Genomic DNA, 13,619 nt, shown 5'->3' on the forward strand with positions numbered 1-13,619 from the left:
GTCGCATTTTTTGTACCCACTGCTAGAACTCATCGAAAAATCATTAGTTTGTCAGTGGCCACCTTAAATCGTGGGTATGGAGGTTTTTTCCTTTGAACATGCTTATTTACTTTTTTCCAAATAGGACTGGAACCACTCGTTCGACGCTTGGAGCACCTGCTCCGCACGACCGATCGCTTCCGACACTTGATTGCTAGCCGTTCCGCCGAAAACGTTACGAGCGTTTACGACCTGCTCCGGCTGAAGCACCTGATAGATATCCGACTCGAAGAGGCTCGAGAAGGTTTTGAATTCTTCGATCGTCATATCGAGCAAATACTTCTTATTTTGAATGCAGTACAGGACGGTTTTACCAATCACTTCATGCGCTTGGCGGAAAGGAAGACCTTTGTTAACCAGGTAGTCCGCGATATCCGTCGCATTGGAGAAATCTTGGTTCACTGCTTGTCTCATGCGCGCTGTGTTCACTTTCATCGTGGACACCATCGGCGCAAACAATTGGAGCGCCCCTTGCAGGGTACGAACCGTATCGAACATGCCTTCTTTGTCTTCCTGCATGTCTTTGTTGTAAGCCAGCGGCAAGGACTTGAGCACGGTCATCAGACCGAACAGGTTGCCGTAGACGCGTCCGGTTTTGCCGCGGACGAGCTCAGCGACGTCCGGGTTTTTCTTCTGCGGCATGATCGAGCTGCCGGTGCAGAAGGCATCATCGAGTTCGATGAACGCGAACTCGGTGCTGGACCAGAGCACCATCTCCTCGCTGAAGCGAGAAAGGTGCATCATGATCATCGACGCGTTCGAGAGGAACTCCAGGATGAAGTCGCGGTCGCTGACCGCGTCCAGGGAGTTCTCGTACACGCGTTCGAACCCAAGCTGCGACGCCACAAAATGGCGGTCGATCGGGAACGTCGTGCCGGCGAGCGCGCCAGCGCCAAGCGGCAGGATGTCCACGCGCTTGTAGCTGTCTTGCAAGCGCTCAAGGTCGCGTTGGAACATGCTGACGTAAGCCATCATGTGATGCGCGAACAGAATCGGCTGCGCGCGCTGCAGATGCGTGTAACCCGGAATAATCGTATCCAGATTATTCTTGGCCTGTTCCAGAAGCGCCTCTTGCAGCTTGATCAAGAGGCCGACGAATTCCACAACCCGCTTGCGCAGGTACAGATGCATGTCCGTCGCCACTTGGTCGTTACGGCTGCGGCCCGTATGCAGCTTACCGCCGACGGGACCGATCAAGTCGATCAGCGTCTTCTCGATATTCATATGAATATCTTCATTCTGCACGGTATATTCCAATTCACCGCGGCGAATCATCCGCTGCACTTCGTGCAGGCCGTCTTTAATCTTCTCCACATCATCAGCCGGCAGGATGCCGCACTTGCCGAGCATGGTCACGTGCGCCAGACTGCCTTGAATATCCTCTTCAGCCAGCTCTTTATCAAACAGAATCGATGCTGTATATTCTTCGACCAGTTGGTCGGTTTGTTTCGTAAATCGTCCACCCCAAAGCTTAGACACGGTTGATGCTCCTCTCGTATTTACAGCCCAAAGGCTTTCCGCTAGTAGGGAAAGCCCAGATGCTCCTGCTATTTTTTTGCGTTTTGCTCCACGCCGGAGGATACTTTCAGACGCAATGCATTCAAGCGGATAAATCCGGTTGCATCGCCTTGGTCGTAAGCCTTGGTTGGATCTGCTTCCATCGTCGCAATATCCGGATTGTACAGGGAAACCGGGCTTTTCACGCCAGCCGCCATGATATTGCCTTTGTACAGCTTCAAACGCACTGTACCGGTAACGTTTCTCTGGCTTTCGCCTACAAGCGCTTGAATGGCCAAACGCTCAGGCGCGAACCAGAAGCCGTTGTACACCAATGTCGCGTATTTCGAAATAAGCGAGTCACGTAAGTGCATGACATCGCGGTCCATCGTCAGTGACTCCATTTTGCGATGAGCGGTGAATAGGATTGTACCGCCCGGAGTTTCGTATACGCCGCGGCTCTTCATGCCGACGAAGCGGTTCTCTACCATATCAACGCGGCCAATACCATGCTTGCCGCCGATTTCATTCAATGCTTCCATGACTTGCAGCGGAGACAGTTTCGCGCCATTAAGGCCTACACAATCGCCCTTTTCAAAATCAAGCTCCACATACTCGGCTTGATCCGGAGCGTCTTCAGGAGCCACGCTCAATACGTACATCCCTTTGTTCTCGTCCGCAGCAGCGTCAAACCAAGGATCTTCCAACACGCCACTCTCGAAGGAGATATGCAGCAGGTTGCGGTCCGTCGAGTACGGCTTTGCCGCCGACGCGGTAACCGGAATGCCGTGTTTCTCGGCATAGGCGATCATTTCCGCGCGACCCGGGAACTGTTCGCGGAATTCTTCCAAGCGCCAAGGCGCGATAACGCCCAGCTCAGGCGCCAGCGCTGCAGCTGTCAGCTCAAAGCGCACTTGGTCGTTGCCTTTGCCGGTTGCGCCATGCGCAATCGCCGTTGCACCTTCAGCACGGGCGATCTCGACCATGCGCTTCGCGATCAGCGGACGCGCAATGCTCGTGCCGAGCAGGTACTGCCCTTCATACAGAGCACCCGCTTGGAACATCGGGTAGATGAAATCCTTCGCAAACTCGTCGCGCAGGTCGTCGATGTAGATCTTGGATGCGCCGGTTTGGAGCGCTTTTTCCTCCAGGCCATCCAACTCTTCCTTTTGCCCAATATCCGCTGTAAACGCAATAATCTCTGCGTCGTAAGTCTCCTTGAGCCATTTCAAAATAACAGATGTGTCCAACCCGCCGGAATACGCGAGTACGATTTTTTCCTTAGCCATGTTCTTCTTCTCTCCGTTTCTCTCCATTGCTGGTAGTCATCATTTATATCATCGTCGCGGCCATGATAGCCTTTTGCGCGTGAAGACGGTTCTCTGCTTGGTCAAAAATAATCGAATGCGCGCCATCGATGACGCCTTCACTCACTTCTTCCCCGCGGTGTGCCGGCAAGCAATGCATGAACAGGTAATCCTGCTTCGCGTATTTCACAAGCTCTTCGTTCACTTGATAATTCTTGAAGGCAATTTCGCGTTCCTTCTGTTCCGCCTCAAAGCCCATGCTCGCCCATACATCCGTATAGACGATATCGGCATTTTCGATCGCTTCCCGCGGATCGCGAGTCACCAAGATGCTGCCCCCGGTTTGTGCAGCGTTATCCTTGGAAGTTTGGATGACTTGTGCATCCGACTCATAGCCTTCCGGCGAAGCTACAGCAAAGTGCATGCCCAGCTTGCTAGCACCCATCATCAGGGAGTGCACCATATTGTTGCCATCCCCAATATAAGCGACTTTAAGCCCAGCCAGCTTACCCTTTTTCTCCAGCACCGTCTGATAGTCAGCCATCACTTGACATGGGTGCGCATGATCCGAAAGTCCGTTAATAACAGGCACAGTCGCACCTCTAGCCAGGTCGATCACCTTACGGTGCTCGTAGGTACGGATCATAATGCCGTCGAGATAACGAGACAGGGTCTGCGCCGTGTCCCAGACCGTTTCACCGCGTCCAAGCTGGATGTCGTTTTTACTTAAGAATAGCGCTTGACCGCCAAGCTGATACATCCCCACTTCAAAGGATACCCGCGTACGAGTCGACGATTTCTCGAAAACCATCCCGAGCGTTTTGCCGGCAAGCACAGCATGCGGCTCTCCGGCTTTCTGCTTGCGCTTGAGCTCAATCGCGTATTGAATTAAATAATCGATTTCTTCCGTTGTATAATCAACCAAAGCAAGAAAATCCTTGCCCTTCAATTGGGCAGCCAGTTCTTCCTGTACGGTACTGTTCATTTCATCCAACCTCTCTACTGTTAACTCTAGACTGTATGCGACGCGGAGGCGGCCGCCTTCTGTGCCAATACTGCGCAAACTACATCCAAGGCGCTATCCAGATCTTCCTTAGGAATCGTCAAAGCCGGTACCAAACGAATCACGTTCGGTCCTGCCGGAATCACCAACACGCCTTGCTTATGAATTTCGCTAATGATTTCACCTGCTGGCAGCGTGCATTCAATGCCGATCAATAAACCAACGCCGCGCACCTTCGCGATAAGCGGATTGCCTGCCAGCTTGCTTTCCAGCTTCTCTACGGTATAAGCCCCCAGCTCCGCTGCACGTTCCGGCAGTTTGTCAGCAAGCACCGTCTCGATAGCCGCGATCCCCGCTGCCGTAGCAATCGGCGTACCGCCAAACGTAGATCCGTGACTGCCTGCGCTGAAACCTTCAGCTAGATACGCTTTGCCCAACATAGCGCCGATAGGGAATCCTGCGCCAAGACCTTTGGCTAACGTGAAAATATCCGGTTCAATCCCATAATGCTCATAGGCAAAAAGCTTGCCCGTACGGCCAACACCCGTCTGGATTTCATCCACGATCAGAAGCAGATTCTCCTGTTTGCAAAGCTCGGCGATTTGTTTCACAAAGGTAGGGTCAGCCGGCAGCACGCCGCCCTCGCCTTGCACCATTTCGAGCATGATCGCACAAGTTTTATCGCTCACAAGGCTGCGAACAGCCTCAAAATCATTATAAGGCGCATACTTGAAACCCTCTGGAAGCGGATGGAAGCCTTCCTTCACTTTATCCTGCCCCGTTGCAGTTAAGGTAGCCAGCGTCCGTCCATGGAACGACATATTGAACGTGATGATCTCGTAGCGGCCATTCTGCAGCACTTTCTGTGAATAGCGACGGGCTAGCTTAATCGCCGCCTCATTCGCCTCCGCGCCCGTTGAACAGAAAAACACGGCGTCCGCGCAGCTGTTATCTGTCAGCAGAGTTGCCAGCTTCTCTTGATTCGGAATGTGGAATAAATTGCTGACGTGCCACAGCTGATCCAACTGCTGCACCAGCTTTTCTTTGACAGCCTGAGGCGCATGTCCGAGGTTCGTCACCGCAATCCCGCTCATCAGGTCGATGTATGCTTTGCCTGTATCATCCCACAGTCGGCTGCCCTCTCCCTTCACCAGCGTGATCGGATATCTCGCGTAAGTTGGAAAGAGTGAGCTTTTTCCCGTTTCAGTCATGTATATTCCCTCCTTCAGGGTTTTTGAATAGTTAAACGTCCTTTTAAACGGAACGTGAGTGCCTTATTAGCTTATAGAAGATCGAATTCCGCAGGTAGGCGGAACTACGATCACTTATTTCCTTGATTTTAGCATTACACGAGCGCTTTCTGTTAAAATAGCGTACTCCAGTTCCGCTAGCATAGCTTTCGGATCCCATATCCAGCAAATAGAGGATCGTCGTTCCGTTTGATGGTGCGAAGCTTGTAGTTAATCAGTTACTCAGTTGCTCAGCCATTCAATTGCCCAACTGCTCAGTTACCAAGTTACGAGTTACCGAGTTGGCTCATCGCACAATACGTGTACCGATACCCGTACCCTTGAGCACCTTGCTCAGCACATTCGGCTCCGAACCGTTAACAATCACAACTTCCTGCACTTTACCCTGTATACAAGCGATCGCTGCACGAACCTTGGGAATCATCCCCCCATAAATATCGCCACTCTCGATCATCGCTTCGATCTCCGCTACGCTTACGACGGGCAGGACCTGTTTCTCGCCATCCACCGTTTTCATAATGCCGGGAACGTCCGTCACAACGATCATTTGTTCCACGCCCAGATGGGAAGCCACTGCGCCTGCCGCCGTGTCCGCATTGATGTTGTACCGCTGTCCGCCATCAGAACCGAGTCCCACTGGCGCAATGACCGGTATGTACCCCATATTCACGATGCCTTGAATCAATTCGGCATTTACCTTCGTCACGTCGCCGACAAGCCCTACCTCATGAGCATTGCTCACCGGTTTCGCCTCGATCAGGTGTCCATCCACACCGGACAGCCCTAGCGCTGCTGCGCCTGTTAATTGAATCCGACGGACGATTTCTTTGTTGATCTGGCCGGAAAGCACCATTTCCACCACATCCAACACCGCTTCATTCGTCTTCCGCAGCCCCTTCACGAACTCCGTCTCGATACCCAGCTTGGTCAGCGTCTCCGAAATCGCCGGACCGCCGCCGTGAACGATCACGGTGACAATACCCTCGTCCTGCAGCTGCCGCATATCCTCGAAAAAACTAGCCGGCAAAGCCGCCAACGTGCTTCCACCGCATTTCATCACAAAGCAATTGTTTTTCAAAGCCATCGTTTCCCCCTACCATTGCGGCTGCTACGCCTGCTAATTCTTACGTCCGGTATGCCGCATTAATCCGCACATAGTCATACGTTAAATCGCAACCCCAGCCCGTCGCTTGGCCAGTACCCATATTTAAATTCACATGAATTTGAATCGTGTCCGTTTTCAAATAAGCCAATGCCACTTCCTCGTCGAACTTCACAGGACGGGATTGCTCCAGAACCGCGATATCGCCCAGGCGAATATCGACCGTGTCTACATTCACGGGCTGTCCCGAGTAACCGACAGCCGCAATGATACGACCCCAGTTCGCGTCTGCGCCGTAAACGGCCGACTTCACGAGGCTCGAACCAATGATTGACTTCACGATCTTACGCGCAGCATCTTCGCTCTCCGCGCCGATAACCGTCGTCTCGATCAGCTTCGTCGCGCCCTCGCCATCGCGAGCGATCGCCTTGGCGAGGTACTCGCCAACGTACTGCACGCCTGCGGCGAACGCTTCCCAATCCGGGTGCTCCGGATGCAGAGCTTCGTTCTCCGCAAGGCCGCTTGCCATCACCACGACCATGTCGTTGGTGCTTGTATCGCCGTCAACGGTTATCATGTTGAACGTACTATCTGTAATCCTGCTAAGCAACAGCTGCAGGTACTGGCTCTCGATGTTCGCGTCGGTGGTCATGAAACCGAGCATGGTCGCCATGTTCGGGTGAATCATCCCCGACCCTTTGGCTGCCCCGGCAATGTGAACCTCTTTGCCGCCAACCACGAGACGGACGCACGTCATCTTCTGCACGAGATCCGTGGTCAGGATCGCCTGGCAGAAGTCGTCGCCGCCGTCTACCTTCACGCTCTGCGGCAGCTTCTCGATGCCGCTCAGCACCTTGCCCATCGGCAGCAGCTCGCCAATGACGCCTGTGCTCGTCACGCCGACGAGATGCTCGGCCACGCCTAGCGCCTTCGCGCTGGCTGCGCGCATCGCTCGCGCGTCGTCCTCGCCTTGCTGGCCGGTGCACGCATTGGCGTTGCCGCTGTTCACGATCATCGCCTGCAGCTTCCCGCTATGGGCGATGCTCTCCTGCGTCACGCGAAGCGGTGCCGCTTGGAACGCGTTCAGCGTATACACGCCAGCCGCTGCCGCCGGCACTTCACACACAATAGCGCCCAGATCGTGGCGCTGTGTTTTCTTCAATCCGCAATGCAGTCCGCCTGCGCGAAAGCCTTTCGGCGTTGTCACTGTGCCATCCGGCACAACTGTAAAAATCTCTTGACCCGACATGTTCGTCCTCCGTTATGGATACACTGGAGCAAACAACAGACCCGTCGTCTCGTCCCAGCCCATCATGATGTTTAAATTCTGAATCGCCTGACCGGCGGCTCCTTTAACCACATTATCTATGACTGATACGATCGTAACACGTCCCGTACGTTCATCGACCGCAAAGCCGATATCACAGTAGTTAGACCCGTATACTTCCTTCGTCGCAGGCATTTTCCCAGTATTGTTCCGAATGCGCACAAATTTGCGGCCTTCATAATACTGGCGATACAGCGCAATAAAGTCCTCGTTCGTATGCCCGCCATTCAAAGTCGCATACATGGTTGACATAATTCCCCGCGTCATAGGCACCAGATGTGTCGTAAACGTCGTTACTACCGGTTTGCCCGCCACACGGCTGAGCGCCTGCTCAATTTCCGGAATGTGTTGATGTTTATTCACTTTATAAGCCGTAAAATTCTCATTCACTTCCGAATAGTGAACACCCAGATTTACACCGCGTCCCGCCCCTGAGACGCCTGACTTCGCATCGATAATAATGGTCGAAGGATCGATCCAACCCGCTTCAACAGACGGAATCAAACCGAGCAGCGTAGCTGTCGGATAACATCCGGGATTCGCGATCAAATCTTTGCCCTTGACCTCTTCGCCAAACACTTCCGAAAGACCATACACGGCGCGCGCCAATGCCTCTTCCGGGGCTGCTGTGCGCTTATACCATTTTTCATATTCAGCCTGTGATTTTAAACGCAGATCTCCAGAAATATCAATCACTTTGAGGCCAGCTTCAAGCAGTTTAGGCGATAACTCCGCACTCACGCCAGCAGGTGTCGCCAGGAACACCACATCCGCCTTGCCAGCGATCAGCTCAACGTCAAGTGCATCTAATAGATCCACAATAATTTCTTGCAAATGCGGAAAATGATCCGCCAGCGGTGCCCCCGCATTGGAAGTCGAAATCACTGAAGTAACGCTAACCAGCGGATGTGCCTGCAAAAGACGAATCACCTCTGCACCGCCATAACCAGTGGCCCCAATAATAGCCGCTCTAATTGCATTTCCCATTAGAAATTCCTCCAAACGTCCCCAAAATATATGTATTATTATACAATCGTATACATAATAATTCAATGAAATTTTTCCTGCTAGTCCGCCCCCTCAAAAGGGCTTAAGATCAGCATCCGCGCGGTTTTGTTACATGAAACAACAGAGGGTCATCCTTGTCGACCGTTCCTATTTCCAATAATCTTATTCAAATTATACAGCCATTCAAATTGCAGTGAGCGTAACGATTAGTTATATTATCCCAAACAAAGCGCCTACCAAGCAACTTTTACGTTTCCAGCTTCTTTATAGGATACAGTGAAATATTGGCGAACGCCCTTTTCTCGCTATTATGAGCTATGAGCCGTCCCCTTGAATGATGAACTCAAGCATGCCTTTTAAATCCTTCCCCCAGCACTTCATGCGTATCGCTCAAAATGACAAAAGCTTGCGGATCAACGGAGCGGACCAGCGTCTTTAAACGAGTCACCTCGTTCTGTTTCACAACCACCATCATCACCGTCCGCGATTCCCCGGTGTATCCACCCGACCCGCTGAGCTCGGTTAACCCGCGATCCAAATCATTCAGGATCACCTTACGTATTGCCTCGGTCTGCTCAGAAATAATGAATGCAACCTTCGCGTAGTTAAAGCCGAGTTGAACGATATCAATCGTCTTCGTTGTCACAAATAGGGCAATCAGCGCATATAGCGCATTCTCCGGCGTGAACACAAGCGCCGAGCTCAATATAACGATACCATCGAAGATCGCCACACAAAGACCAAAGCTAAGACCTGAGTATTTATGCAAAATTTGGGCAGCCAGACCGAGTCCGCCGGTTGAACCTCGTCCTCGGAATACGATGCCGAGCCCAAGTCCTACCCCTATTCCGCCATACACCGCTGCCAGCAATGGATTATGTGTTGGCGTTCCTATGTGGGTGGTGACGAGCACGCAAAGCGGGAATACGACAGAGCCGACCGCTGCTTTCAGCCCGAATTGCCCGCCTAACAGCCAAAGCGCCAACAAAAAAATCGGAATATTCAACCCCCATTGAATAATCGCGGGATTCAGCCCTATTACATGCTGGACAATTGTCGAAACCCCAGCCACTCCGCCGGAAGCGATTTGATTCGGATTTAAAAAAGCATTAAAGCTCGCCGCCATAATAAGCGAGCCGAGAATTAACAATATGTATTCAAAAATTGTATGAACTGGACCCCCGATACGTAAACGCCGTTCTTTTCTAGGCACTCCAGGCCCTCCTCTCACAAAAAATCCTACACCGACAGGTGTAGGATGATCGTCTTGATTAGCTTGTATGCGCAAGCGCCACTCCGCCGCAGGTTGCAAGTTCCGGCCCTGAGCAAACGGCCTGCCTCCCGAGTCGGCGAAATGCAACTATTCCGGCTTGCGGATTTGGTGACGGAGATAAGCATCAATGAATGTATCCAGATCGCCATCCATGACAGCACCGACGTTCCCCGTCTCTGCCGAGGTCCGATGGTCCTTGACCATGCTGTAGGGATGGAACACATAAGAACGGATTTGACTGCCCCATGCAATATCGGACTGCTCACCGCGAATTTCGGCAAGATGCTTTTCCTGCTCTTCGATTTTCTTCTCATAGAGCTTGGAGCGGAGCATCTTCATCGCTTTCTCGCGGTTCTTGATCTGGGAGCGTTCCTGCTGACAGCTCACCACGACGCCCGTAGGCATGTGCGTAATCCGTACAGCCGAATCGGTCGTATTGATGTGCTGGCCGCCGGCGCCGCTGGCCCGATACGTATCGATTTTGAGATCCTCCGTGCGAATCTCAACCTCTGTATCGTCCTCGATCTCCGGCATGATGTCACAAGATACGAATGACGTGTGACGACGCCCGGATGCATCGAAAGGTGAAATACGAACGAGCCGATGCACACCCTTCTCTGCCTTCAAATACCCGTAGGCGTTGAAGCCTGTAATGAGCAGCGTGACACTCTTCACGCCTGCTTCGTCGCCCGGCAAATAGTCGAGAACCTCGACCTTGTAGCCGCGCTTCTCTGCCCAACGGCGGTACATGCGCAACAGCATCTCCGCCCAGTCTTGCGACTCCGTGCCGCCGGCGCCCGGGTGAAGCTCCAGAATCGCATTCAGCCGATCGTAGGGCTGATTGAGCAATAGGCCAAGCTCGAACGATTCGAGCTTTTTAATAAGCGCTTCAATGCCCGCCTCGATATCGGCAACTAAACCTTCATCGCTTTCCTCTTCTTCGAGTTCGACCATAACCGTGAGGTCGTCGTACTCATTCGAGAAGCCTTGAAACTGGTCCACAACGCTTTTGATAGCATTGAGCTCACCGATTGTCTTCTGGGCCCGATCATTATCGTCCCAGAAATCGGGAGCTGACATTTTTTCCTCAAAATCACCTATCGCTTCGAGCTTATGATCTAAGTCAAAGAGACCCCCGTAATTCGGTTAGTCGCTTTGCTGTTTCTCTTAAGTCCTGTTTTACTTCTGGTTCCAGCATGTCTTACACCTCTTTTATTCTGGTTGTGCCTCTGCTCGTCGACCTCGGACAGCGATTAGCTGCCTTGACCATGGCACTGTTTGAACTTCTTGCCGCTTCCGCATGGGCACGGGTCATTGCGTCCAATACGCTGCTCGTCGCGAACGACCGGCTTTTTACCGCCCGCTTCGTTCTTCGTATCAACGGCTTGACCTTCCGCTACCGCTTGACGCTCCAGGTTGCTTTGTACGTGAGCTTTCATAATGTACATCGCAACTTCCTCGCGAATGTTCTCGATCATCTCTTGGAACATCTCGAAACCTTCGAATTGATATTCGCGCAGTGGATCCGTACCGCCGTAAGCGCGAAGGTGAATACCTTGGCGAAGCTGATCCATCGCGTCGATGTGATCCATCCATTTGCTGTCTACCGCGCGAAGCGCGACAACTTTCTCGAACTCACGCATGAATTCCGCGCCGATTTCTTCCTCGCGCTCATCATAACGCTTGCTGACCAACCCTTGGATGAGCTCGATAATTTCCTCTTGCTCTTTGCCCCAAATATCCTGATCCTTAATATGGCCTTCTTCCGCCAACAAGTTGTTGTTCACGAAATTCGCAACCTCTTGAAGCTCCCACTCCTCCGGAATTTGTTCCACCGGACAATGCGCCTTGACCACACGCTCGATAACCGAGTTAATCATACCCTCTACGACTTCACGGATGTTCTCAGACTCCAGTAGCTCGCGGCGCTGTTTATAAATAATTTCACGCTGTTGGTTCATGACATCGTCATACTGGAGAACCACTTTACGCACGTCAAAGTTGTTGCCCTCTACGCGTTTTTGCGCAGATTCAACAGCACGCGAGATCAATTTGCTCTCGATCGGCTGATCTTCTTCCATGCCTAGGCGATCCATCATCGCCATAATATTTTCAGCGCCGAAACGCTTCATCAACTCATCCTCAAGCGATAAGTAAAACTGTGAAGAACCCGGGTCGCCTTGGCGTCCTGCGCGTCCACGCAGCTGATTATCAATCCGTCTGCTTTCGTGACGTTCTGTACCTATGATATGCAGACCGCCTGCATCATGTACGCCTTCGCCAAGCATAATGTCCGTACCGCGGCCAGCCATGTTCGTCGCAATCGTTACCGAGCCCGGTTGGCCCGCACGAGAAACGATTTCCGCTTCTTCCGCATGATACTTCGCATTCAATACTTTATGCTGTACACCTTTACGCTTGAGCATTTCGGAGAGAAGCTCCGAATTCTCGATGGAAATCGTACCGACCAACACCGGTTGGTTCGATTTGTGGCGCTCCACGATTTGCTCAACAACCGCGTTGAACTTACCCTTCTCTGATTTATAAACTACATCGGGCATATCCTTACGGATCATCGGACGGTTCGTCGGAATGACGATAACCTCCAGACCGTAAATTTTCTTAAGCTCTTCTTCCTCCGTCTTCGCCGTACCGGTCATACCGGCAAGCTTGCGGTACATACGGAAGTAGTTTTGGAACGTGATCGTTGCCAGCGTCATACTCTCGTTCTGTACTTGCAGCTGCTCTTTGGCTTCAATCGCTTGGTGCAGCCCGTCACTGTAACGGCGTCCGGTCATGATACGACCCGTAAACTCATCAACGATCATGACTTCGTCTTCTTGCACAACGTAGTCCACATCACGTTTCATAATAAAGCGTGCTTTAAGAGCTTGCGTCACGTGATGGTTGATATTCACATTCTGATGATCGAATAAGTTCTCAATGCCGAATGCCCGCTCCGCCTTCGCCACACCCTCTTCGGTCAACGCTACGGAACGTACTTTTATATCAATAGTGTAATCTTCTTCTTGTTTCAGCTTTGCCACAAAACGGTCAGCCGAATAGTACAAGTCTGTAGACTTCGCAGCTTGTCCGGAAATAATGAGCGGCGTTCTCGCTTCATCGACCAAGATGGAGTCCACCTCGTCAATGACCGCAAAATACAGCGGACGCTGAACCATCTGCTCTTTGTAAAGCACCATGTTATCACGCAAGTAGTCGAATCCGTATTCATTGTTCGTTCCATAAGTAATATCACAAGCGTATGCCGCTTGCTTCTCTTCATGAGACAGATCGTGCAAATTAACCCCAACCGTCAAACCGAGGAATTCATAAATTTGGCCCATTTCAGCGCTATCCCGCTGTGCCAAGTAATCATTGACCGTAACCACATGCACGCCTCGGCCCAGCAAAGCGTTCAAATAAACAGGAAGCGTCCCTACGAGCGTCTTCCCTTCCCCTGTTCTCATTTCGGCGATACGGCCTTCATGAAGGACCATACCCCCAATGAGCTGTACGTCATAATGGCGTTTGCCCAATACCCGCTTGCCCGCTTCTCTGACAACAGCAAAAGCCTCTGGCAGCAAATCATCAAGATCCTCGCCTTGCTCTATGCGGTTTCTGAATTCAACCGTCTTGCCTTTCAGTTCTTCATCCGACAACGGCTGTATGGTGGCTTCCAACTCATTGATCAAGTCAACAGCTTTCAGCATCCGTTTAATTTCCCGCTCATTGGAATCACCAAAAATTTTCTTCACTAGTCCTAGCATCGGTGAACCCCTTTCCCTTGCATTCGTATCCTTAAATTGTACC

General features: G+C 51.9%; 10 protein-coding genes. All 10 read right to left on the bottom strand.

Annotated elements, in window-relative coordinates; translation table 11 throughout:
• Window positions 1-102: 102 nt before the first annotated feature.
• The 10 genes from argH to secA all read right to left on the bottom strand — a co-directional run bounded on the left by argH (window position 103) and on the right by secA (window position 13,576).
• Window positions 103-1,518: an argininosuccinate lyase gene (argH, locus tag ABRS97_RS25835; RefSeq protein ID WP_367818782.1), complete on the bottom strand. Its 1,416-nt coding sequence runs from the start codon at window positions 1,516-1,518 to the stop codon at window positions 103-105.
• A 68-nt stretch (window positions 1,519-1,586) separates the two neighbouring features.
• A complete protein-coding gene (locus tag ABRS97_RS25840; protein WP_367818784.1) occupies window positions 1,587-2,825 on the bottom strand; it encodes an argininosuccinate synthase in 1,239 nt (412 codons plus the stop codon).
• A 43-nt stretch (window positions 2,826-2,868) separates the two neighbouring features.
• The gene (gene argF, locus ABRS97_RS25845) at window positions 2,869-3,828 is read right to left on the bottom strand and encodes an ornithine carbamoyltransferase (protein WP_367818786.1); all 960 of its coding nucleotides are present in this window, start codon (window positions 3,826-3,828) and stop codon (window positions 2,869-2,871) included.
• Window positions 3,829-3,854: 26 nt separating this feature from the next.
• A complete protein-coding gene (locus tag ABRS97_RS25850) occupies window positions 3,855-5,057 on the bottom strand; it encodes an acetylornithine transaminase (RefSeq protein ID WP_367818788.1) in 1,203 nt (400 codons plus the stop codon).
• Between the two features lie 325 nt (window positions 5,058-5,382).
• The gene (gene argB, locus ABRS97_RS25855) at window positions 5,383-6,180 is read right to left on the bottom strand and encodes an acetylglutamate kinase (protein WP_367818790.1); all 798 of its coding nucleotides are present in this window, start codon (window positions 6,178-6,180) and stop codon (window positions 5,383-5,385) included.
• Window positions 6,181-6,220: 40 nt separating this feature from the next.
• Entirely contained in the window at window positions 6,221-7,447 is a 1,227-nt protein-coding gene (gene argJ, locus ABRS97_RS25860) for a bifunctional glutamate N-acetyltransferase/amino-acid acetyltransferase ArgJ (protein ID WP_367818792.1), read from the bottom strand.
• A gap of 12 nt (window positions 7,448-7,459) precedes the next feature.
• Window positions 7,460-8,512, bottom strand: a complete 1,053-nt coding sequence (gene argC, locus ABRS97_RS25865) for an N-acetyl-gamma-glutamyl-phosphate reductase (protein WP_367818794.1) — start codon at window positions 8,510-8,512, stop codon at window positions 7,460-7,462.
• 364 nt (window positions 8,513-8,876) lie between these two features.
• Window positions 8,877-9,746 (bottom strand): YitT family protein, encoded by an 870-nt coding sequence (locus ABRS97_RS25870; RefSeq protein WP_367818796.1) that lies wholly within the window; start codon window positions 9,744-9,746, stop codon window positions 8,877-8,879.
• Between the two features lie 147 nt (window positions 9,747-9,893).
• Window positions 9,894-11,004 (bottom strand): peptide chain release factor 2 gene (gene prfB, locus ABRS97_RS25875; RefSeq protein WP_367818798.1). Its coding sequence is split into 2 segments (ribosomal slippage): window positions 9,894-10,931 and window positions 10,933-11,004, totalling 1,110 coding nucleotides; the frame shifts between segments, so codons are not numbered across the junction.
• A 55-nt stretch (window positions 11,005-11,059) separates the two neighbouring features.
• Window positions 11,060-13,576: a preprotein translocase subunit SecA gene (secA, locus tag ABRS97_RS25880; RefSeq protein ID WP_367818878.1), complete on the bottom strand. Its 2,517-nt coding sequence runs from the start codon at window positions 13,574-13,576 to the stop codon at window positions 11,060-11,062.
• Window positions 13,577-13,619: the final 43 nt, after the last annotated feature.

This window comes from Paenibacillus tabacirhizosphaerae (genome assembly GCF_040812395.1).
Classification (GTDB): Bacteria; Bacillota; Bacilli; order Paenibacillales; family NBRC-103111; genus Paenibacillus_E.

Excerpts from the sequence above, each read along its gene's own strand:
- ABRS97_RS25840 (WP_367818784.1), bottom strand. The coding sequence starts at position 2,825 with ATGGCTAAGGAAAAAATCGTACTCGCGTATTCCGGCGGGTTGGACACA.
- argF (WP_367818786.1), bottom strand. The coding sequence starts at position 3,828 with ATGAACAGTACCGTACAGGAAGAACTGGCTGCCCAATTGAAGGGCAAG.
- ABRS97_RS25850 (WP_367818788.1), bottom strand. The coding sequence starts at position 5,057 with ATGACTGAAACGGGAAAAAGCTCACTCTTTCCAACTTACGCGAGATAT.
- argB (WP_367818790.1), bottom strand. The coding sequence starts at position 6,180 with ATGGCTTTGAAAAACAATTGCTTTGTGATGAAATGCGGTGGAAGCACG.
- argJ (WP_367818792.1), bottom strand. The coding sequence starts at position 7,447 with ATGTCGGGTCAAGAGATTTTTACAGTTGTGCCGGATGGCACAGTGACA.
- argC (WP_367818794.1), bottom strand. The coding sequence starts at position 8,512 with ATGGGAAATGCAATTAGAGCGGCTATTATTGGGGCCACTGGTTATGGC.
- secA (WP_367818878.1), bottom strand. The coding sequence starts at position 13,576 with ATGCTAGGACTAGTGAAGAAAATTTTTGGTGATTCCAATGAGCGGGAA.